At 71.6% G+C, this 18777-nt stretch carries 17 protein-coding genes; 9 read left to right on the forward strand and 8 right to left on the reverse strand.

The annotated features are described in order from the left end of the window. Nucleotides 1-103 precede the first annotated feature (103 nt). Both ACFW2Y_RS04310 and ACFW2Y_RS04315 read left to right on the forward strand, forming a co-directional pair. Nucleotides 104-2041: a 2-oxoacid:acceptor oxidoreductase subunit alpha gene (locus tag ACFW2Y_RS04310; RefSeq protein WP_384873298.1), complete on the forward strand. Its 1938-nt coding sequence runs from the start codon at nucleotides 104-106 to the stop codon at nucleotides 2039-2041. Then, nucleotides 2034-3095, forward strand: a complete 1062-nt coding sequence (locus ACFW2Y_RS04315; protein ID WP_384873301.1) for a 2-oxoacid:ferredoxin oxidoreductase subunit beta — start codon at nucleotides 2034-2036, stop codon at nucleotides 3093-3095. Before ACFW2Y_RS04310 ends, ACFW2Y_RS04315 begins: the two co-directional genes overlap by 8 nt. Nucleotides 3096-3171: 76 nt before the next feature. On the opposite strand, the gene ACFW2Y_RS04320 is transcribed toward ACFW2Y_RS04315, so the two are convergent. Further along, complete coding sequence (locus ACFW2Y_RS04320; RefSeq protein ID WP_384873303.1) at nucleotides 3172-3579, reverse strand: winged helix-turn-helix transcriptional regulator; 408 nt, start codon at nucleotides 3577-3579, stop codon at nucleotides 3172-3174. Nucleotides 3580-3676: 97 nt separating this feature from the next. Here ACFW2Y_RS04320 and ACFW2Y_RS04325 point away from each other — a divergent pair, with 97 nt between their 5' ends. Further along, nucleotides 3677-4543: an SDR family oxidoreductase gene (locus ACFW2Y_RS04325; RefSeq protein WP_384873306.1), complete on the forward strand. Its 867-nt coding sequence runs from the start codon at nucleotides 3677-3679 to the stop codon at nucleotides 4541-4543. Nucleotides 4544-4636: 93 nt separating this feature from the next. Then, on the forward strand, nucleotides 4637-5647 hold the full coding sequence (rarD, locus tag ACFW2Y_RS04330) for an EamA family transporter RarD (RefSeq protein ID WP_384873309.1): 1011 nt from the start codon (nucleotides 4637-4639) through the stop codon (nucleotides 5645-5647). Between the two features lie 80 nt (nucleotides 5648-5727). Here the strand turns inward: rarD and ACFW2Y_RS04335 are convergent, their stop codons facing one another. Further along, nucleotides 5728-6045, reverse strand: a complete 318-nt coding sequence (locus tag ACFW2Y_RS04335) for a DUF6401 family natural product biosynthesis protein (protein WP_384873311.1) — start codon at nucleotides 6043-6045, stop codon at nucleotides 5728-5730. Nucleotides 6046-6124: 79 nt separating this feature from the next. Here ACFW2Y_RS04335 and ACFW2Y_RS04340 point away from each other — a divergent pair, with 79 nt between their 5' ends. After that, nucleotides 6125-6538, forward strand: a complete 414-nt coding sequence (locus ACFW2Y_RS04340; protein WP_384873314.1) for a hypothetical protein — start codon at nucleotides 6125-6127, stop codon at nucleotides 6536-6538. A 164-nt stretch (nucleotides 6539-6702) separates the two neighbouring features. Here the strand turns inward: ACFW2Y_RS04340 and ACFW2Y_RS04345 are convergent, their stop codons facing one another. Beyond that, a complete protein-coding gene (locus ACFW2Y_RS04345; protein WP_384873316.1) occupies nucleotides 6703-7350 on the reverse strand; it encodes an NADPH-dependent F420 reductase in 648 nt (215 codons plus the stop codon). A 149-nt stretch (nucleotides 7351-7499) separates the two neighbouring features. Here ACFW2Y_RS04345 and ACFW2Y_RS04350 point away from each other — a divergent pair, with 149 nt between their 5' ends. Together ACFW2Y_RS04350 and ACFW2Y_RS04355 are read left to right on the forward strand one after the other, a co-directional pair. After that, the gene (locus ACFW2Y_RS04350) at nucleotides 7500-7874 is read left to right on the forward strand and encodes a hypothetical protein (protein ID WP_384873319.1); all 375 of its coding nucleotides are present in this window, start codon (nucleotides 7500-7502) and stop codon (nucleotides 7872-7874) included. Between the two features lie 189 nt (nucleotides 7875-8063). Then, nucleotides 8064-9371, forward strand: a complete 1308-nt coding sequence (locus ACFW2Y_RS04355; protein WP_384873322.1) for a M28 family metallopeptidase — start codon at nucleotides 8064-8066, stop codon at nucleotides 9369-9371. 65 nt (nucleotides 9372-9436) lie between these two features. On the opposite strand, the gene ACFW2Y_RS04360 is transcribed toward ACFW2Y_RS04355, so the two are convergent. Together ACFW2Y_RS04360 and ACFW2Y_RS04365 are read right to left on the reverse strand one after the other, a co-directional pair. Then, a complete protein-coding gene (locus ACFW2Y_RS04360) occupies nucleotides 9437-10606 on the reverse strand; it encodes an outer membrane lipoprotein carrier protein LolA (RefSeq protein ID WP_384873325.1) in 1170 nt (389 codons plus the stop codon). Between the two features lie 133 nt (nucleotides 10607-10739). Then, entirely contained in the window at nucleotides 10740-11750 is a 1011-nt protein-coding gene (locus ACFW2Y_RS04365) for a polyprenyl synthetase family protein (RefSeq protein WP_384873328.1), read from the reverse strand. 308 nt (nucleotides 11751-12058) lie between these two features. Here ACFW2Y_RS04365 and ACFW2Y_RS04370 point away from each other — a divergent pair, with 308 nt between their 5' ends. Then, complete coding sequence (locus tag ACFW2Y_RS04370) at nucleotides 12059-14059, forward strand: CocE/NonD family hydrolase (protein WP_384873331.1); 2001 nt, start codon at nucleotides 12059-12061, stop codon at nucleotides 14057-14059. A gap of 28 nt (nucleotides 14060-14087) precedes the next feature. Here ACFW2Y_RS04370 and ACFW2Y_RS04375 read toward each other — a convergent pair whose 3' ends face one another. Continuing rightward, complete coding sequence (locus tag ACFW2Y_RS04375; RefSeq protein WP_384873334.1) at nucleotides 14088-15407, reverse strand: LPXTG cell wall anchor domain-containing protein; 1320 nt, start codon at nucleotides 15405-15407, stop codon at nucleotides 14088-14090. A gap of 291 nt (nucleotides 15408-15698) precedes the next feature. Here ACFW2Y_RS04375 and fahA point away from each other — a divergent pair, with 291 nt between their 5' ends. Further along, the gene (gene fahA / locus ACFW2Y_RS04380; RefSeq protein ID WP_384873337.1) at nucleotides 15699-16925 is read left to right on the forward strand and encodes a fumarylacetoacetase; all 1227 of its coding nucleotides are present in this window, start codon (nucleotides 15699-15701) and stop codon (nucleotides 16923-16925) included. Here the strand turns inward: fahA and ACFW2Y_RS04385 are convergent. After that, the gene (locus ACFW2Y_RS04385) at nucleotides 16922-17761 is read right to left on the reverse strand and encodes a carbohydrate-binding protein (RefSeq protein ID WP_384873340.1); all 840 of its coding nucleotides are present in this window, start codon (nucleotides 17759-17761) and stop codon (nucleotides 16922-16924) included. The two genes, fahA and ACFW2Y_RS04385, sit on opposite strands and share 4 nt — an antisense overlap. A 39-nt stretch (nucleotides 17762-17800) precedes the next feature. Continuing rightward, the gene (locus tag ACFW2Y_RS04390) at nucleotides 17801-18724 is read right to left on the reverse strand and encodes an AraC family transcriptional regulator (protein WP_384873343.1); all 924 of its coding nucleotides are present in this window, start codon (nucleotides 18722-18724) and stop codon (nucleotides 17801-17803) included. Nucleotides 18725-18777 lie beyond the last annotated feature (53 nt).

Consider the following 18777-nt stretch of genomic DNA (forward strand, 5'->3'; position numbering starts at 1 on the left):
GCCTCGGGACGGCCGGTGATCGCCGACGGTGATCGCCGCCCCGTCCCGAGCCTTCTCCCGCCTCCGGCGGAGAGTCCCCTTGCCGCGAGGGAGGTCCAGTTCAGTGACCAGCCAGGTCAGTAGCGAGGCCGGTGAGGCCTTGGTCGGGGAACAGCGCAGCGTTCCGGGGATGCCCCGGAACGGGGTCGGGAAGGAAGTGCGCCGGCTCGACCGGGTGATCATCCGGTTTGCGGGCGATTCCGGCGACGGCATGCAGTTGACGGGTGACCGGTTCACCTCGGAGACGGCGTCGTTCGGGAACGACCTGTCCACGCTGCCGAACTTCCCGGCGGAGATCCGGGCGCCCGCCGGCACCCTGCCGGGCGTGTCGTCGTTCCAGCTGCACTTCGCCGACCACGACATCCTGACTCCGGGTGACGCACCGAACGTGCTGGTCGCGATGAACCCGGCCGCGTTGAAGGCGAACATCGCCGACGTGCCGCGGGGCGGCGAGATCATCGTGAACACGGACGAGTTCGCCAAGCGGGCGATGGCGAAGGTCGGATATGCGGTCTCGCCGCTGGAGGACGGTTCGCTCGACGGCTACCGGGTGCACCCGGTGCCGTTGACGACCTTGACGCTGGAGGCGCTGAAGGACTTCGGCCTGTCCCGCAAGGAGGCCGAGCGGAGCAAGAACATGTTCGCGCTCGGGCTGCTGTCGTGGATGTACCACCGGCCGACCGAGGGCACCGAGACCTTCCTGCGGCAGAAGTTCGCCAAGAAGCCCGCGATCGCGGAGGCCAACGTGGCCGCGTTCCGGGCCGGCTGGAACTTCGGCGAGACCACGGAGGACTTCGCGGTCTCCTACGAGATCGCCCCGGCCACGCAGGCGTTCCCGACCGGCACCTACCGCAACATCTCCGGGAACCTGGCCCTGTCCTACGGCCTGATCGCCGCTTCCCGCCAGGCCGATCTGCCGCTGTACCTCGGCTCCTACCCGATCACCCCGGCCTCCGACATCCTGCACGAGCTGTCCCGGCACAAGAACTTCGGCGTGCGCACCTTCCAGGCCGAGGACGAGATCGCCGGGATCGGCGCCGCGCTGGGCGCGGCCTTCGGCGGCTCGCTCGCCGTGACGACGACCTCCGGCCCCGGCGTGGCCCTGAAGTCGGAGACGATCGGCTTGGCGGTGTCGCTGGAACTGCCGCTGCTGATCGTCGACATCCAGCGGGGCGGGCCGTCGACCGGGTTGCCGACCAAGACCGAGCAGGCCGACCTGCTCCAGGCGATGTACGGCCGCAACGGCGAGGCCCCGGTGCCGGTGGTGGCCCCCAGCACCCCGGCCGACTGCTTCGACGCCGCCCTGGAGGCGGCCCGGATCGCACTGACGTACCGCACCCCGGTGATGCTGCTGTCCGACGGCTACCTGGCCAACGGCTCCGAGCCCTGGCGCATCCCCGAGGTCGCCGATCTCCCCGACCTGCGGACCGCCTTCGCCACCGGCCCCAACCACACCCTGGCCGACGGCACCGAAGCCTTCTGGCCCTACAAGCGCGATCCCGAGACCCTGGCCCGCCCCTGGGCGGTGCCCGGCACTCCCGGTCTGGAACACCGCATCGGCGGCATCGAGAAGCAGGACGGCACCGGCAACATCTCCTACGACCCGGCCAACCACGACTTCATGGTCCGCACCCGCCAGGCCAAGGTCGACGGCATCGCCGTGCCCGACCTGGAGGTCGACGACCCGGACGGCGCGGGCACCCTGGTGTTGGGCTGGGGCTCCACCTACGGACCGATCACCGCCGCCGTCCGCCGCATCCGCCGCGCCGGCGGCTCCATCGCCCAGGCCCACCTGCGCCACCTCAACCCCTTCCCGAAGAACCTGGGCGAGGTCCTGGGACGCTACGACAAGGTCGTCGTCCCCGAGATGAACCTCGGCCAGCTCACCACCCTCATCCGCGCGAAGTACCTCGTCGACGCCCGACCCCACACCCAGGTCAACGGCATGCCCTTCAAGGCCGAACAGCTCGCCGCCGCCCTCAAGGAGGTCATCGATGCCTGAGCCCGCCGAGACCCTGCTGAGCCTGGTGCCGAAGGCCGAGGCCGTGCAATCCATGAAGGACTTCAAGTCCGACCAGGAAGTCCGCTGGTGCCCCGGCTGCGGCGACTACGCCGTGCTCGCCGCCGTCCAGGGCTTCATGCCCGAGCTCGGACTGGCGAAGGAGAACATCGTCTTCGTCTCCGGCATCGGCTGTTCCTCCCGCTTCCCGTACTACATGAACACCTACGGGATGCACTCCATCCACGGCCGCGCCCCCGCCATCGCCACCGGACTGGCGACCTCGCGCCGCGACCTGTCCGTCTGGGTCGTCACCGGCGACGGCGACGCCCTGTCCATCGGCGGCAACCACCTCATCCACGCCCTGCGCCGCAACGTCAACCTCAAGATCCTGCTCTTCAACAACCGGATCTACGGCCTGACCAAGGGCCAGTACTCGCCCACCTCCGAGGTCGGCAAGATCACCAAGTCGACGCCGATGGGTTCGTTGGACGCACCGTTCAACCCCGTCTCCCTCGCCCTCGGCGCGGAAGCCTCCTTCGTCGCGCGGACCGTGGACTCCGACCGCAAGCACCTCACCGAGGTGCTGCGCCAGGCCGCCGCGCACGACGGCACCGCCCTGGTGGAGATCTACCAGAACTGCAACATCTTCAACGACGGCGCCTTCGAAGTCCTCAAGGACAAAGATCAAGCCAAAGAAGCCGTGATCCGCCTGGAACACGGACAGCCGATCCGCTTCGGCGCGGAGAACGACAAGGGCGTCATCCGCGACCCGGCCACCGGCGACCTCCACATCGTCCCGATCACCCCGGACAACGAGTCCGCGGTCCTCGTCCACGACTCCCACGCGACCACCCCCACCACCGCCTTCGCCCTCTCCCGGCTCGCCGACCCCGACACCCTCCACCACACCCCGATCGGCGTCTTCCGCTCGGTGGAGCGACCGGTCTACGACACCCTCATGGCCGAGCAGTTGGAAACGGCCGTGGAGCAACAGGGCCAGGGCGACCTGGAGAAGCTCCTCACCGGCAACGACACCTGGACCGTGGTCGGCTGAGCGCACGCGCACGCCTCGGGGGCCCTATCCGCAGTGCGGACCGGGCCCCCGAGGTCGTTTCCCGGGCCTCTCGGCGTCATCCGGACGGGGTGGCGGCCCCGCGGCGCGCACGGTCGTAGCGCAGGCGCGCCTCCTCGACCTCCGGGACCCGCCGATCGGTCCAGCGGGCGAGCTCCCGGACCTGGCGGGCGGCCTCCTCCCCCAGGGCGGTCAGGCTGTAGTCGACGCGGGGCGGGATGACGGGCTTGGCGTCGCGGTGGACGAAACCGTCGCGTTCCAGGGTCTGGAGCGTCTGGGTGAGCATCTTCTCGCTGACGCCGCCGACGTGCCGGCGGAGCTCGCTGAAGCGGTACGAGCGCTCCCCGAGGGCGATCAGGATCAGGACGCCCCAACGGCTGGTGACGTGCTCCAGGACCAACCTGGCCGGGCACGCGCCCCCGTCGACGTCGGCGAGCGGGTTCTTCCGATCCTCACTTACTCCCATACCAGTACCTTACTTCAAAGTGGGTACTTACGAAAAGTTAGCGCCCGTCTTACGGTGAGTGCATTCCCCCCACACCCCACCGGAAGAAGGAAGCACCGTGAGCATCGTCGTCACCGGAGCCACCGGACAGCTCGGCCGCCTCGTCATCGACGCCCTCCTGGCCACCGTCCCCGCCGCATCCGTCGCCGCCGTCGTCCGCAGCAAGGAGAAGGCCGCCGACCTCGCGGAGCGGGGGATCGAGCTGCGGATCGCCGACTACGACCGTCCGGAGAGCCTGGCGGGCGCCTTCGCGGCCGGCGACCGGATACTGCTGATCTCGGGCAGCGAAGTCGGCCGACGGGTCCCCCAGCACCGCGCCGTGATCGACGCGGCCGAAGCGGCGGGCGTGGCCCAGCTCGCGTACACCGGCATCCTCGGGGGCGACGGGGCCGATTTCGTCCTGGCGGCCGAACACAAGGAGACCGAGCGCCTGATCCTCGCCTCGGGACTGCCGCACACCTTCCTCCGCAACGGCTGGTACTCCGAGAACTACACCGCCCAACTCGCCGCGGTCCTGGCCCACGGCGCCGTCGTGGCCAGCGCCGGCGAGGGTCGGGTCGCCTCCGCACCCCGCGCCGACTACGCCGCCGCCGCAGCCGCCGTCCTGACCGGTCCGATCGAGGAGCACCTGAGCGCGGCGTACGAACTGAGCGGCGACGACGCCTGGTCCTTCGCCGAGTACGCGGCCGAGGTCGCCGCCCGGAGCGGCCGCGAGGTCACCCATCGCAACGTGCCCGCCGCGACCCACCTGGAGATCCTGATCGGCGCCGGGGTCCCACAGGGCTTCGCCGAGATCCTGGTGGACGTCGACCGGGCCGTCGAGCAGGGCGCGCTCGCCCTGCGGACCGGCGATCTGGCCCGCCTGATCGGCCGCCCGACCACTCCGATCGCCGCGTCGATCGAGGAGGCGCTGACCACCTCCTGAAGTTGTCATGACCGTATAGCGGTACGGGCATGACAATCTGCCCCGTGCGGCGCTACCTTCGACGGAACAGCGCGGCACAGGGCGGGAGGTCCGGTGAAGACGGAGAAGAGCGAGAGCCGAACGGGCTTGGCATACGGGATCGGCGCCTACGGAATGTGGGGCCTGGTCCCGCTCTTCTGGCCGCTCCTCAAGCCCGCCGGCGCGATCGAGATCCTCGCCCACCGCATGGTCTGGTCGCTGGCCTTCGTCGGCATCGCCCTCCTCGCACTGCGCCGCTGGGGGTGGATACGGGAGCTCGCGCGCAGCCCGCGCAAGCTCGGCCTGATCACCGTCGCCGCCACCGTCATCACCGTGAACTGGGGCCTCTACATCTGGTCCGTGAACACGGGCCGCGTCGTCGAGGCCTCGCTCGGCTACTTCATCAACCCGCTCGTCACCATCGCCCTCGGCGTCCTCGTCCTGAAGGAACGGCTCCGCCCCGCCCAGTGGGCAGCCGTCGGCATCGGCTTCTCCGCGGTGCTCGTCCTGGCCTTCGGGTACGGACGGCCGCCGTGGATCTCCCTCGCCCTCGCCCTCTCCTTCGCCGTCTACGGCCTGGTGAAGAAGAAGGTCAACATCGGCGGCCTGGAGTCGCTCGCCGCCGAGACCGCCGTCCAGTTCCTGCCCGCCCTCGGCTACCTCGTCTGGCTCGGGTCCCGGGGCACCCTCGCCTTCGGCGCCCACGGCGCCGGCCACACGGCGCTGCTCGCCGCCACCGGCATCGTCACGGCGGTGCCGCTGGTCTGCTTCGGAGCGGCGGCGATCCGCGTCCCGCTCTCCACGCTCGGACTGCTGCAGTACCTGGCGCCCACCTTCCAGTTCCTGCTCGGGATCCTCTACTTCCACGAGGCCATGCCGCCGGAACGCTGGGCGGGCTTCTCCCTGGTCTGGTTGGCCCTGACCGTCCTCACCTGGGACGCACTGCGGACGGCCCGTCGGAGCCGGGCCGCGGTCGAGGCGGCGGCCCCTGCCGTCGCGTCCGTGCGGACCGTTCCGGTCACCGGGTCCGCCGCGCGGGCTGCGGAGGGCGCCCCCGCCGCCCCGGCGCCCCCGACGGGAGGCTGACGGCGCACCGACGGCACGGGAACGCCCCGCGCGGGGCGGTCAGTGCCTCGACCGGGAACCCGCCCGCGCGGGTGCGGCGCTCATGCGCCCAGCAGGTCGTGCTCCCGGATCAGCCAGCAGACGGCCGTCAGGCGCAGGGTCGCGAAGTCATGGCCGACGGGTTCGGTCCAGTCGGCCTCGGTCAGCCAGTCGGTGAACCCGAGGACGTAGTCGGCGAGCTCCTCCCGACGAACGGTCCGCTCCCCCGCCCCCGACCTGACCGGGGCGAGCGCGTCGCACACGGCCGCCGCGTGTTGGTCGACGGCGGCCACCAGCCCGGGCTCGACGGAGAATTCCGCGAGCCGGGGCAGGTACGTGGTGGCGACGTCGATCAGCGGGCAGCCGGGCACATCGTTCATCCCTCCACATTAGGGTCATGAGGGCACTCCCCGACCGTGACCTCGGTCGCAGCGTCCGCTCCCGCTGGAAAATGGGGCGATGGACGAAGACGAGAGCCTGGACCGGTACGGCCTGCACCCCGTCGGCGCGGACCTCGACGAGGTGCGCGGTCTGCTCTCCGCGCACGGCCGGCGGGAGCGGGTCGCCCAGGGCGACGGCGACACGGAGCTGATGAAGCCGTGCTGCGTCCAGCTGTTCAACGCCGGCGTCCTCGACGACGTGCTGCACATCTGGCGGGCCAAGACCGCCAGCATGGATGCCGACCTCTCCATCGAGGTCCCCTTGCTCTGCGGAAGCGGACCGGCCGAGACGAAGGCGTACCTGAGGAGTCTGCGCTCGCCCGAGGCCGAGGCCGCACTCCAGCGTCTGACCAGCGGTGAAGCCGCCGGTGACTTCGAGGACTTCTCCGTGGCAGGGCTCTCCGCCCGGTACGCCGACTCCTACGCGCCCTGAGTCGGGGAGCCGCTCCGCGGGCTGACCGGCGGCATCGCCGGGCCCGGCGCACGACGCTGCTTCCAAACCTGCCGGACCGCGGGGAAGGGAGCGTTGCGGGCGGCGCCGTGCGGGAGCAGCGGGACGGAGACTCCCCGCCCCGGGGCTTCTGGACCGCCCGGGGGTCAGGCTCCGGCGATGCCGAAGTTGAAGTCGGCGGTCCCGAGCACTCCGTAGAGGCGCAGCCAGAGCGGCATCAGCTGCTCGGTGGCGCGGGCGCCCGACAGGTCGCCGAGGTCGAGGATGCGGTCGGCGGCCCAGCCGAACGAGGCCAGCAACTCCGCGACGACGGCCTTCGCGTCCGGGTCGTCGCCGCTGAGGAAGACGTGGTGCTGCCCGGGGACCCGGCCCGGGTCGACCATGACGGTGTTGGTCATGGTGTTGAGCGTCTTGACGACCCGCGTCTCCGGGAAGGCCTTCTGCAGTTGCTCGGCGACGCTGCCCTCCTCGGGCGTGACCACCCGGGGCGGGAAGCCCTGGGAGAAGTCGAGCGCATTGGACACGTCGATCAGGACCTTGCCGCGCAGGTTCGCCGCGCCCGCGGCCTCCAGGGCGGTCAGGGAGACGAGTCCGCCGGTGGCGTTGACCACCAGTTCGGCGGGGCCGGCCGCGTCGGCGAAGGTCCCGTGCGTCCCGCCGCACTCCCCCGCCCACGTGACGGCTTCGGCGTTGTCCGCGGTGCGCGACCCCATGGCCACCTCGTGCCCCAACGAAACCAGCTTCGTGGCGAGTCGGCGTCCGACCTCGCCCGTTCCCAGTACGGCGATCTTCATGGGGTGCGCTCCTCCGGATCGGCGGGTCGAAGGAGCCGACCCTAGTGCCTGGGCGGCACCGTCCGGTGTCGTCCCGTCGTGTCCGCGCGTCGCGCCGCCGGAGGAAAACCGCGTGCCGCCGCACCGCCGCCGCCGGCAGACTTCCCCGCATGGGCAGCGACGAGGAGACCGCGGGCGGGGAGGGCGGCGCGCCCCCGGAGCCGCCGCTCGTCCGCGAGGTGTACCCCGAGCTCGTCGCCGAACTCGTCCGGCTCCTGGAGGAGGAGGGGGAACGGGACCTGGCGATCGTCGTGCGGGACGTGCGGCTGTTCGGCGACTGCGGCTGCGGCGACGACCTCTGTCAGAGCATCCGCACCTCGGACCGGCCCGTGGGCACCCCGTACGGGGAGGGCCACCGCTGTCTGCCCCTGCTCGCCGAGACGGGGACGCTCGTCCTCGACCTCGTGCACGGCCGGATCGATTACATCGAGATCCTCGACCGTCCGCCCCTGGTCCGGCGTGGTGGCGGGAGCATCGTCCGGTGAGCGAACGGAGATGACCGGTTTCCGCTCTTGACGCGGAGTCAAAATCTCACTGACCATTCAGCACGCACGACTGAACCGCCGCACAACTGAACAAGCGCGCATCCGCACAGCTCCAGCGCCTCGTGGCACCCACGCCCGAGGCGTCTCGCACGTTCCGTCCCATCCCCGTTCGGAATCCGGAGCCCCCACATGAACATCTCCGTGCCCAGACGCGTCACCGCGGTCGCCGCCCTCGCGGCGCTCGCACTCGGCGGCCTCACCGGGACCGCAGCCGCCGGTCCGCAGGCGACCGCCGCCGCGCCCGACATCCCGCTCGCCAACGTCAAGCAGCACTTGGCGGACCTCCAGTCGATCGCCAACTCCAACGGCGGCAACCGCGCCCACGGCCGCACCGGCTACAAGGCGTCGATCGACTTCGTGAAGGCGAAGCTGGACGCCGTCGGCTACACCACCACCCTGCAGACCTTCACCTCCAGCGGTTACACCGGCTACAACCTCATAGCCGACTGGCCGGGCGGCGATCCCAACCAGGTCCTGATGGCCGGTTCGCACCTCGACTCGGTCACCTCCGGCCCCGGCATCAACGACAACGGCTCGGGGTCCGCCGCGGTCCTGGAGAACGCCCTCGCCGTGGCCCGTGCCGGCTACCAGCCCTCCAAGCACCTGCGCTTCGCCTGGTGGGGCGCGGAGGAGCTCGGGCTCGTCGGTTCGAAGTACTACGTCAACAACCTGTCCAGCACCGAGCGTGCGAAGGTCAAGGGCTACCTCAACTTCGACATGATCGGCTCGCCCAACCCGGGTTACTTCGTCTACGACGACGACCCGACCATCGAGCAGACCTTCAAGGACTACTTCGCCGGCCTCGGCATCCCCACGGAGATCGAGACGGAGGGCGACGGCCGCTCCGACCACGCCCCCTTCAAGAACGTCGGCATCCCGGTCGGCGGGCTCTTCGCGGGCGCCGACTACACCAAGACGTCGGCCCAGGCGCAGAAGTGGGGCGGCACCGCCGGGCAGGCCTTCGACCGCTGCTACCACTCGTCCTGCGACACCACGTCGAACATCAACGACACCGCCCTGGACCGCAACAGCGACGCGATCGCGCACGCGATCTGGACGCTGTCCGGGACGACCACCCCGCCGCCGAGCGGAACGGTCTTCGAGAACACGACCGACGTGTCCATCCCGGACAACGGCCCGGCGGTCACCTCGACGGTCAACGTCACCGGCATCGCCGGCAACGCCCCGAGCAACCTCAAGGTGGGCGTGGACATCATCCACACCTGGCGCGGTGACCTGGTCGTCGACCTGATCGCCCCCGACGGCTCGGTCTACAACCTGGCCAACCGGAGCGGCGGCAGCGCCGACAACATCCAGGAGACCTTCACCGTGAACGCCTCCTCCGAGGTCGCCAACGGCGCCTGGAAGCTCCGCGTCCAGGACAAGGCCAACTGGGACACCGGCTACATCAACAGCTTCAAGCTGACCTTCCCGTAAGGCGCAGAACTCCCGGGTGGGTCGGTGACCATCGCCCCGACCCGCCCGGGGTCCCAACTCTTCGACTACTTGGCGGCGTTCGCCGCGTCGATCAGCGCTTCCTTCGTCACCGCACCGACGTAGACCTTGCCGTCGTCGGTGAGGAGGGCGTTCACCAGCTTCGTCTTGAAGAGGGTGCCCGAGCCGAAGGGGCCGGTGACCTGGTCGCCGAGGGAGTCCAGGAGGCCCTGGATCTCCTTCGGCGCCCCGTCGGTCTTCGGGGCCGGTGCGCCGGTGTCGATCGTGGCGATCGTGGTCCAGCCCTCGCCGATCACGTTCAGGCCCTTGCCGAAGTCGGCGAAGCCGTCCCCGAACCCTTCGGGGAGCTTCTCCTCGAACCCCTCGGGGAGCTTCCCGTCCCGCGGGGCCTCCTCCGCACCGCCCTCGGTGACCTCGGCGCCCTTCGGCACCTCGAAGGCGAAGTCCGAGGCCGCCGGCTTCGCGAAGTCGACCTTCGTGAAGCCCGCGTCGACGACCGGCTTGCCACCTTCGACCGAGGAGAGGGTGAACTTGAGCGGGGTTCCGTTGGCCGCGTCCACGGCGATCTTCACCGACTCGACCGTCGAGCCGGACTGCTTCGGCTTGATCACCAGCTGGTACGCGTCCCGACCCGCCACCCGGGCCGTCCCGCCGACCGTGATCGACGTCGTGTCACCGGCGGCCTTCAGCACCTCGTCGGCGAACTGCTTGGGCGTGCCGGGGAGCTCCTCGTGCGACTCGGGGGTGCCCGGGGCGCCCTTGCCCTTCTCGTGGAAGACCTCGTTCGACTTGCTGTCGTAGGCCCAGACGTCGTCGCCGTTGTGGATCAGGCTGTACTCGTCGGAACCGTCGAGCAGGGTGAGCCGCTGGCGCTCGGGGCCGTCCGCCGCGACGCGCAGCGTGTGGGTGCCGGAGGCGAGCTCGGTGAGCTTCTGCGAGGGGTCCGCCGACGGGGCGTCGCCGCCACCCAGGCCCCCGAGGCCGGACGCCAGGCCGCCGAGGGCCGGCAGCCCCAGGTCGGTGGAGATCTTGAAGGTGCCGGACAGGGTCTGGGTGTCCGAGGCGGCGATCTTCTCGATGAGCTGCTGGGCCGTGATCTCGGGCAGGTCGGGGTCTCCGGACGCCGCCAGCGCCGGGACGAGCCCGATGGTCGCCGCAGCCGCTCCTGCCACCGCGACCGGGACGATGAACCGGCTCGCCTTACGGGTCTCTGCCATGGTCTCCGCTACCTCCGTGCCGTGCTGCCCCTGTGGTTGGTGTCTCCATCACACCAAGAGGACGGCACGGAATCGTCAGACCGCGGGATCAACCTCACGTACTGCTTCGGGATGACCCGACCCTGAGGAAGGACTATCCCGCGCGGTGCACCACCGCGTCGCACATCTCCGCCAGGGCCGCCTTCGCGTAGCCGTCGGGCAGCGGCGCCAGCATGGCGCGCGCCTCCTCCGCGTACCGCACGGTGTCCCGTCGGGCCTGCTCCAGGGCGGGGTGGGCGCGCAGCCTGCGCAGGGCCTCGGCGTGCCGCTCGTCGTCGCCGAGGTCGCCGTCGATGAGGGCGACGAGCTCCAGGTCCTCCGGACGGCCGTGCGCGGCCGCAGCGGCCCTCAGGTGGAGCACGGGGAGGGTGGGGATGCCCTCCCGGAGGTCGGTGCCGGGGGTCTTTCCGGACTCGTGGGAGTCGGAGGCGATGTCGAGGACGTCGTCGGCGAGCTGGAAGGCGACGCCGAGGCGCTCGCCGTACTGGGTGAGGATGTCGACGACGCTCTCGTCGGCGCCGGACATCAGGGCGCCGAAGCGGCAGGACACGGCGACGAGGGAACCCGTCTTGCCGCCGAGGACGTCGAGGTAGTGCTCGACGGGGTCGCGGCCGTCGGCCGGCCCGGCGGTCTCCAGGATCTGGCCGGTGACGAGCCGTTCGAACGCCTCGGACTGGATGCGTACGGCCTCGGGACCGAGGTCCGCGAGCGTGTGCGAGGCGCGGGCGAAGAGGAAGTCACCCGTGAGGACGGCGATCGAGTTGCCCCAGCGCGCATTGGCGCTGGGGACGCCGCGCCGGACGTCGGCCTCGTCCATGACGTCGTCGTGGTAGAGCGTGGCCAGGTGGGTGAGCTCGACGACCACGGCGGAGGGCACGACGCCCGGCGCGTAGGGGTCGCCGAACTGTGCGGCGAGCATCACGAGCAGGGGGCGGAACCGCTTGCCGCCGGCCAGGACGAGGTGCTGCGCGGCCTCCGTGATGAAGGGGACATCGCTCTTGGTGGCGTCCAGGAGGCCCGCTTCCACAGCCGCCAAACCGGTCTGGACATCGGCCTCAAGAGCCTGGTCCCGCACGCTAAGACCGAACGGCCCGACGACGGTCACGAGGGGGTCTCCTGTCTGCTGACGCCTGCTGGGGATCACACGGCTTGTTCTCACGGACGGCTGGGCTGCTGACGATCACGAGGATTGTCGATGTGTCGCCCGATTCGCTCATGCCAGCGTATCCGGTCACCTTTCGATCACCGTGGGCGCCTTCCCGTCACCCCCGGTATGTTCGTGATCAGCTCATACGACCATGAGTAGGCGTTTTGTCCCGAACGGCGATCGATATCGATGCGAACGGCGAGCAGCCGCCCGCCGAGGGCGACGGCGCTTCCCCCGGCCGCCGCACCCGCCCCCGAGGTGACCTGATGACGAAGATCCGTACCGACTTCCCGTACGAGACCCGCCACGAGGACATCCGCATCCCGCTGCCGGACGGCACCCTGCTGTACGCACGCGTGTGGCGCCCGCTCGCCGACGACCCCGTACCGGCCCTCCTGGAGTACCTGCCGTACCGCCTGACCGACTGGACCGCGCCCCGGGACTGGCAGCGCCACCCCTGGTACGCGGGCCACGGCTACGCCTCGGTGCGGGTCGACGTCCGGGGCCACGGCAACAGCGAGGGCCTGCCCGGCGACGAGTACGACGCCGTCGAACTCGCCGACGGCGTCGCCGTGGTGAACTGGCTCGCCGCCCAGCCCTGGTGCAACGGGAAGGTCGGGATGTTCGGCATCGCCTGGGGCGGCTGCAACGCGCTCCAGATCGCCGCCCTCGCCCCCGAGCCGCTGAAGGCGGTCGTCACCGTCTGCTCCACCGACGACCGCTACGACAACGACGTCCACTACATGGGCGGCTCGGTCCTCGGCGTCGACATGCACGCCTGGGCGGCCACCATGCTCGCCTTCGTCGCGCGGCCCCCGGACCCCCGGTACGCCGGCGAGGAGTGGCGCGGGCTGTGGCTGAAGCGCCTGGAGGCGGTGGAGCCCCTCGTGCACACCTGGCTGGCCCACCAGACCCGGGACGCGTACTGGCGGCACGGCAGCGTCTGTGAGGACTACGGGGCCGTCCGGGCCGCCGTCCTCGCCGTCGGCGGCTGGCACGACCCCTACCGGGACACCGTGCTGCGACTCGCCCGGCACCTCCCCCAGGACCGGGTCCGCGGCATCATCGGCCCCTGGTCCCACCACTACCCCGACCGCGGTCTGCCGCCCGGTCCGGCGATCGGCTTCCTCCAGGAGACCCTGCGCTGGTGGGACCACCACCTCAAGGGCGTCGACAACGACGTGATGGCCGAGCCGCTGCTCCGCTCCTGGATCAGCGCCTCCCACCCGCCGGCCACCGTGTACGAGGAGCTGCCCGGTCGCTGGGTCGCCGACCCCTCCTGGCCCTCCCCGCACGTCACCCCCGTCGCCTACGGCTTCCAGGGCGACCCGGTCGTCGTCGACTCGCCCCAGCAGACCGGGCTCGACGCCGGCCGCTTCTTCCCCTTCGGCAACGCCGCCGACCTCCCCCCGGACCAGCGCGACGAGGACGCCCACTCGGCCTGCTTCGACTTCCCCGTGCCCGAGGACGGCGGCCCCATCGAGGTGCTCGGACGTCCTTCCGTACGTCTCGCCCTGCGGACGGCCGCCCCCACCGGACAGGTCGTCGCACGGCTCTGCGACATCGCCCCGGACGGCTCCTCCACCCTCGTCACCCGGGGCGCGCTGAACTTCTCCGCCCGCTACGGCCGCGACCGGGCCGTGGAGGCCCAGATCGGCGAGACGGAGGAGTTCGCCTTCGAACTGAACGGCATCGGGCACGCCTTCCCGCCCGGCCACCGGGTGCGGCTCGCGGTCTCCTCCACGTACTGGCCGTGGCTCTGGCCGCAGCCCGACGCCGCCGGATTCACCCTCGACCCGGCGGGCTCCTCCCTCACCCTGCCGGTCCGCACGCACACCGAGGACGCCGTCCAGTGGGAGGAACCCGAGCAGTCCGAGCCGCTCGGCGTCGTCCACCCGGCGACCCTGGAGGAGCCCCGCCCGGAGCGGGTCGTCGTCCGGGACGTGGCGAAGGGCGAGTGGACGCTGGAGGTCGACCCGAAGTACGGCGGCACCCGCGTGTACCCGGACGGCCTGGAGTACACCGAGGACGCCCTGGAGACGTACACGATCGACGAGAGCGGCCCGCTGTCCGCCCGTACCCGCTCGGAATGGACGATCCGGCTGCACCGGCCCGAACTGGCCTGGGACGTCACGATCCGCACCCGCTCGGCGATCTCCTGCGACGCGGACTCCTTCCACACCTCCGACGAGCTGGTGTGCAAGGAGGGCGAGGAGGTCGTCTTCCACCGCACCTGGGAGGAGCGGATCCCCCGCACGGCGGGCTGAGCGACCGCCGCACGGGGGATCCGGCCGCTTACGCGTCCGCGCCGGCCCTGCGGCGGCGGGTGAGGACCAGGGCGCCGGCGCCGAGGGCGACGGCCCCTGCGGCGGCGAGGCCGAGCGGCAGGGTGTTGTTGGCGCCGGTGGCGGCGAGGGAGCCGTTCACGGGGGTGCCGGACGTGCCGCCCTGCTGGGTGGTGTTCGTGTTGCCGCCGGTGGTGACCGTCGGTGCCGGCGTCGACGTCGACGGGGTCGGCTTCGGCTTGTCGCCCTTGGCCGCGAGGATGCCGAAGTCCAGGTCCGCGTACCCGCTGCCGATGCCGCAGGACTCGTCGTCGTTCTGGTAGTCGCCGTAGGAGAAGACCACGCCCCGACCGGCGGGCGCGTCGGCGTCGACCGTGAGGCGCAGCTTCACGTCGTACGAGGTGCCCTTGGTGAGCTTGCCGACCTCGATGCTGTCGAGGTCCTCGGTGAGCGGCGTCCACTCCAGGACGTCCGCGGAGGACCACTCGACCGCGATCCTCCGCTCCTCGTAGCCCGTCTCCTCGTCGACGTCCTCGCCGGGCAGGGGGAGGCGCAGGGCGTCCACATAGGCGTTGACGAGGTCCAGGGTGCGGTCGGAGACGTTGGTGACGCGCAGCGAGAAGACGGCCGGCTCACCGGCGGTGACCGTCTTCGGGCCGCTCAGTGCGACCTTCACGGAGTCGTCCTCTTCGCAGCCCTCCCCGATCTCCTCGTAGAGCTTCAGCTCCTCCTTGGCCCCGTCGAGCTTCTCGGCGGCGGCCTCCTTCGCCTTCTGCGCGAGGTCGAGGTCCTCGGCGGCGGCGTCCTCGGCCTGCTTGAGGGCGGTGCCGGCCCCGGCCAGATCCTCGTCGGCCTCGCCCTTGAGGCGGGTGGCCTCCGCGAGGGCCTCCTCGGCAGTGGTGACCGCGGCGGCGGCGTCCGCCTTCTGCTGCTCGGTGGCGTCCCCGGGCAGGTCCTTCACGGCCTGTTCGGCGGCGGCGAGCACCTGCTCGGCGGCGGTCTTCACGGCGGCGGCGTCCTCGGCGGCCTTCGCGGCCCCGTCGAACGCGGCCCTGAGCGGGTGCTCGGGCTTGTCCAGGGCCTTGGAGGCCGTCAGGGCCTTGTCGAGCGCGACGACGGCCTCGTCGTACTCCTTCTGTGCCAGGGCGACGGCGGCCTGGAGCTCCTTCAGCGACGGATCCTCGTCGGAGTCGTCCTCGGCCGACGCGGGCTGCTGCGTCGACGCGGGCGACGGCTTGGTGTCGGCGAACGCCGGAGCGGCCGAGAGGAACACGGCCGGAGTGGTCACGGCGGCGGCCACGGCGGTCGCCAGGATGCGGCGAATCTTCACGTTGCGGACCTTTTCTTGGTCAGAGAAAGAAGGCGAAGTGTGGTGGTGGACGTGCGCCTGCGGAGACCTCACGCGGCGCGACGCCCTCGTGATCGTAAGGCTCGGCAGGCGTCGCCGGGGGCCCGTTTCCGCAGCCCACGGCCGGGCGGACCGCCCGCCTCGGACACATACGGGACGAAGGAAGACAGTTGCCCACGGAGGCCGCACTTTCCTTGTGATCCATGTCATCCGCACCCGGCGGCGCGCCCCGTAACGTGTCCTTCACACACCTGGAAAGCGAGGCACGCACCGATGTCCGAGCACAGCCCGCTCGACCTGGCCGAGGGCGATCCCTTCGGCCCGCACAACCTCCCGTACGGCGTCTTCTCCACCGCCGACGAGCCCGGGCGGCGCCGGCTCGGCGTCCGCATCGGCGGATACGTCCTGGACGCGGGTGCCGCGGCGCACGCACTGGGCTCCCCGTACGCCTCCCTGCTCGCGCAGCCGAGCCTGAACCCGCTGCTCGCGGCCGGGCGGACCGCCTGGCGCGACGTCCGCCGGGCACTGACGGCCTGGGTGACGGTCCCCGCGCACCGGGCGGACGTCGAGCCGCTGCTGCACCCGCTGGACGCGGTGACGCTGCACCTGCCGTACGAGGTCGCGGACTACGTCGACTTCTACGCGAGCGAGCACCACGCGACGAACGTGGGCAGGATCTTCCGCCCCGACGGCGACGCTCTGACCCCCAACTGGAAGCACCTGCCGATCGGTTACCACGGTCGTGCGGGCACGGTCGTGGTCTCCGGCACCGACGTCGTGCGCCCCTCGGGCCAGCGCAAGGCCCCGTCGGACCCGGCGCCGGCCTTCGGCCCCTCGGTCAAGCTGGACATCGAGGCGGAGGTCGGCTTCCTGGTCGGCACCCCCTCGGAGTTGGGCCGCCCCGTCCCGCTGGCGGACTTCCGGGAGCACGTCTTCGGCCTGACGCTGCTGAACGACTGGTCGGCGCGGGACGTGCAGGCCTGGGAGTACGTCCCGCTCGGCCCGTTCCTCGGGAAGTCGTTCCAGACCTCCGTCTCGGCGTGGGTGACGCCCCTGGAGGCCCTGGACGCGGCCCGGACCGCCCCGCCGGCACGGGACCTCCCCCTCTTCCCGTACCTGGAGGACGCGGACGAGGACGAGCCGGGCGGCTTCGACCTGCGGATCTCGGTGGAGATCAACGGCGAGGTGGTGGCCGAGCCGCCGTTCTCCACCATGTACTGGACGGCGGCCCAGCAGCTCGCCCACATGACGGTGAACGGCGCCTCCCTGCGCACCGGCGACCTGTACGGCTCCGGGACGGTCTCCGGTCCCGAGGTGCACCAGCGCGGTTCGCTCCTGGAGCTCACCTGGAACGGCCGCGACGCCATCGAGGTGGCGGGCGACAAGCGCACGTTCCTGGAGGACGGCGACGAGGTCGTCCTCACCGCCTGGGCCCCGGGCCCGGACGGCACCCGGGTGGCGCTCGGCGAGGTCCGGGGCCGGATCGTTCCTTCCGCCTAGCCTCGGGCGGCCCGCCAGAGCGCGGGGACGTTCGGCGGCTCCCAGCCGGCCTGTGCCGTGTGGGCCTGGAGGCACACGTAGCCCAGGCCGGCGTGGGTGACGGCGTCCCCCACCCGGTAGGCGGTCCCGGCGGCCCAGGTCCCGCCGGGGCTTCCGGTGGGGCTTCCGGTGGGCGTCGGGGTCGGCGTCGGCCCGGGGTCCTGCGGCACGTTCAGGACGAAGTCGAAGGCGGCCTCCCGGGCTCCGCCGGCGTCCCGGACGGTCATGAGGAGCCGCGGGTCGAAGATCGTGTCGGTGTTGTTGCGGGGCTCGCCGGGGAAGTACAGCTGTGTGGTCAGCACCGGGCGCCCCGGGGCCTGCACCTTGACGTGGATGTGGCGGGTGCGCCCCGGGTAGAGGCCGGGCACGATCGTGGTCAGTTCGAAGGCGCCCGTCGAGTCGGTGAACTGGTGGCCGCGGAAGCGGAAGCCGGTGTTGTCGTAGGCGCCGTTGACGTCGGCCTGCCAGAAGTCGAGCAGGACACCGGATATCGGCCGACAGGCGAGCCCGAAGACGTATCCGCTGACGGTCAACCGGACACCGGTGGTGCCGGCGTCCAGGAGGCTCTTCCGCAGCGGGGAGTTGGGCTTGAAGTACGGCCCCTCGGTCTGCGGCGGGGTGGGGTCGTCGCCGTCGTCGCACTCCGGGGTGAGCGCGGGCGCCGCCTCTCCGGCGGTCAGGGTGCGGGCGAGCGCCGGGACGCCCATGAGAACGGCGGGCGCGGCCATCCCGGCCGCGAGCGCCGCCCGCAGCACCGCCTTGCGGGTGACGTGGCCGACGGAGGTCTCGTTGTCCATGCCTGCTCCTCGTGTGGGGGCTGGGGGATCGCAACGAACCTAGGCGGGGCGGGCTCCGCCTTCGATGGACGGATCACGGCGGTCGTGGTGTTTCCGGAAGTCCCCGGGGCTCCGCCCGGTCTCCCTGCGGAAGAAGCGGCAGAAGTACGCGGGGTCCGCGAAGCCGACCCTGGCCGCTATCTGGCGGATCGACAGCTCGGTGCTGATGATGAGCCGCTGCGCCTCCCGGGTGCGCGCCTCGCGCAGCAGCGCGGCGGGGGTGCGGCCGGTGGCGGCCCGGACGGCTTCGGAGAGATGGCCGGGGGTGACGCCGAGCCGCTCCGCGCACTCCCGCACGGACAGCCCGTCGACCCCGGCACGTCCGGCGAGTCGGACGAACTCCTCGGCGATCCCCCGGAGCACGGGGGCCGGCCGGGAGGCGCCGCCGGGCAGCCGGGCGGCCCGCACCAGCAGCACGTGCAGCAGGGACCGCAGGACCCCGGCGAAGCCGTCGGCGCCGTGCCGGTACTCCTCGGCGAGCTCCTCCATGAGCCGGCCGGTGCGCTCGTGCGCGGCGGCGTCGAGCGCCGCCCAGGGCCGCTCCCCCAGCCGTCGCAGCAGGCCCTCCTCGCCGACCCCGCCGACCAGGAACTCGGGGGTGAAGAGCACGAGCGAGCCCTCCAGACCGTGCACGCCCTCCCAGTGGTGCACCTGCCCCGGGAGGATCACCCCGAGCTGGGGCGGGCGGACCTCGTGCCGCTCCAGATCGAGTACGTGCGTCCCGCTCCCGGCGACGACGTGGACGATCTCGTAGAAGGTGTGGCGGTGCGGGAAGGCGGCCCGCGACATGGGCCCCATCGCGTCGAAACCACCTGCGGCGAAGGGGACTTCGGCGGGCGGGCGCACTTCGAGGCGGTGCACGGGGGGCTCTCCGTGCCGGGGGGCGGTGCAGGGATCCCCTGGTAAGACCGTGGTGCCGCGCATCGCCCCGCCTCCCTGGCTGGTACAGACCATTCGCCCGTCCACGATGCCACGCC

This window comes from Streptomyces sp. NPDC058877, from assembly GCF_042742855.1.
In the GTDB taxonomy this organism is placed as follows: domain Bacteria; phylum Actinomycetota; class Actinomycetes; order Streptomycetales; family Streptomycetaceae; genus Streptomyces.

Excerpts from the sequence above, each read along its gene's own strand:
- ACFW2Y_RS04315 (WP_384873301.1), top strand. The coding sequence starts at position 2,034 with ATGCCTGAGCCCGCCGAGACCCTGCTGAGCCTGGTGCCGAAGGCCGAG.
- ACFW2Y_RS04320 (WP_384873303.1), bottom strand. The coding sequence starts at position 3,579 with ATGGGAGTAAGTGAGGATCGGAAGAACCCGCTCGCCGACGTCGACGGG.
- ACFW2Y_RS04335 (WP_384873311.1), bottom strand. The coding sequence starts at position 6,045 with ATGAACGATGTGCCCGGCTGCCCGCTGATCGACGTCGCCACCACGTAC.
- ACFW2Y_RS04340 (WP_384873314.1), top strand. The coding sequence starts at position 6,125 with ATGGACGAAGACGAGAGCCTGGACCGGTACGGCCTGCACCCCGTCGGC.
- ACFW2Y_RS04345 (WP_384873316.1), bottom strand. The coding sequence starts at position 7,350 with ATGAAGATCGCCGTACTGGGAACGGGCGAGGTCGGACGCCGACTCGCC.
- ACFW2Y_RS04350 (WP_384873319.1), top strand. The coding sequence starts at position 7,500 with ATGGGCAGCGACGAGGAGACCGCGGGCGGGGAGGGCGGCGCGCCCCCG.
- ACFW2Y_RS04355 (WP_384873322.1), top strand. The coding sequence starts at position 8,064 with ATGAACATCTCCGTGCCCAGACGCGTCACCGCGGTCGCCGCCCTCGCG.
- ACFW2Y_RS04360 (WP_384873325.1), bottom strand. The coding sequence starts at position 10,606 with ATGGCAGAGACCCGTAAGGCGAGCCGGTTCATCGTCCCGGTCGCGGTG.
- ACFW2Y_RS04370 (WP_384873331.1), top strand. The coding sequence starts at position 12,059 with ATGACGAAGATCCGTACCGACTTCCCGTACGAGACCCGCCACGAGGAC.
- fahA (WP_384873337.1), top strand. The coding sequence starts at position 15,699 with ATGTCCGAGCACAGCCCGCTCGACCTGGCCGAGGGCGATCCCTTCGGC.
- ACFW2Y_RS04385 (WP_384873340.1), bottom strand. The coding sequence starts at position 17,761 with ATGGACAACGAGACCTCCGTCGGCCACGTCACCCGCAAGGCGGTGCTG.
- ACFW2Y_RS04390 (WP_384873343.1), bottom strand. The coding sequence starts at position 18,724 with ATGCGCGGCACCACGGTCTTACCAGGGGATCCCTGCACCGCCCCCCGG.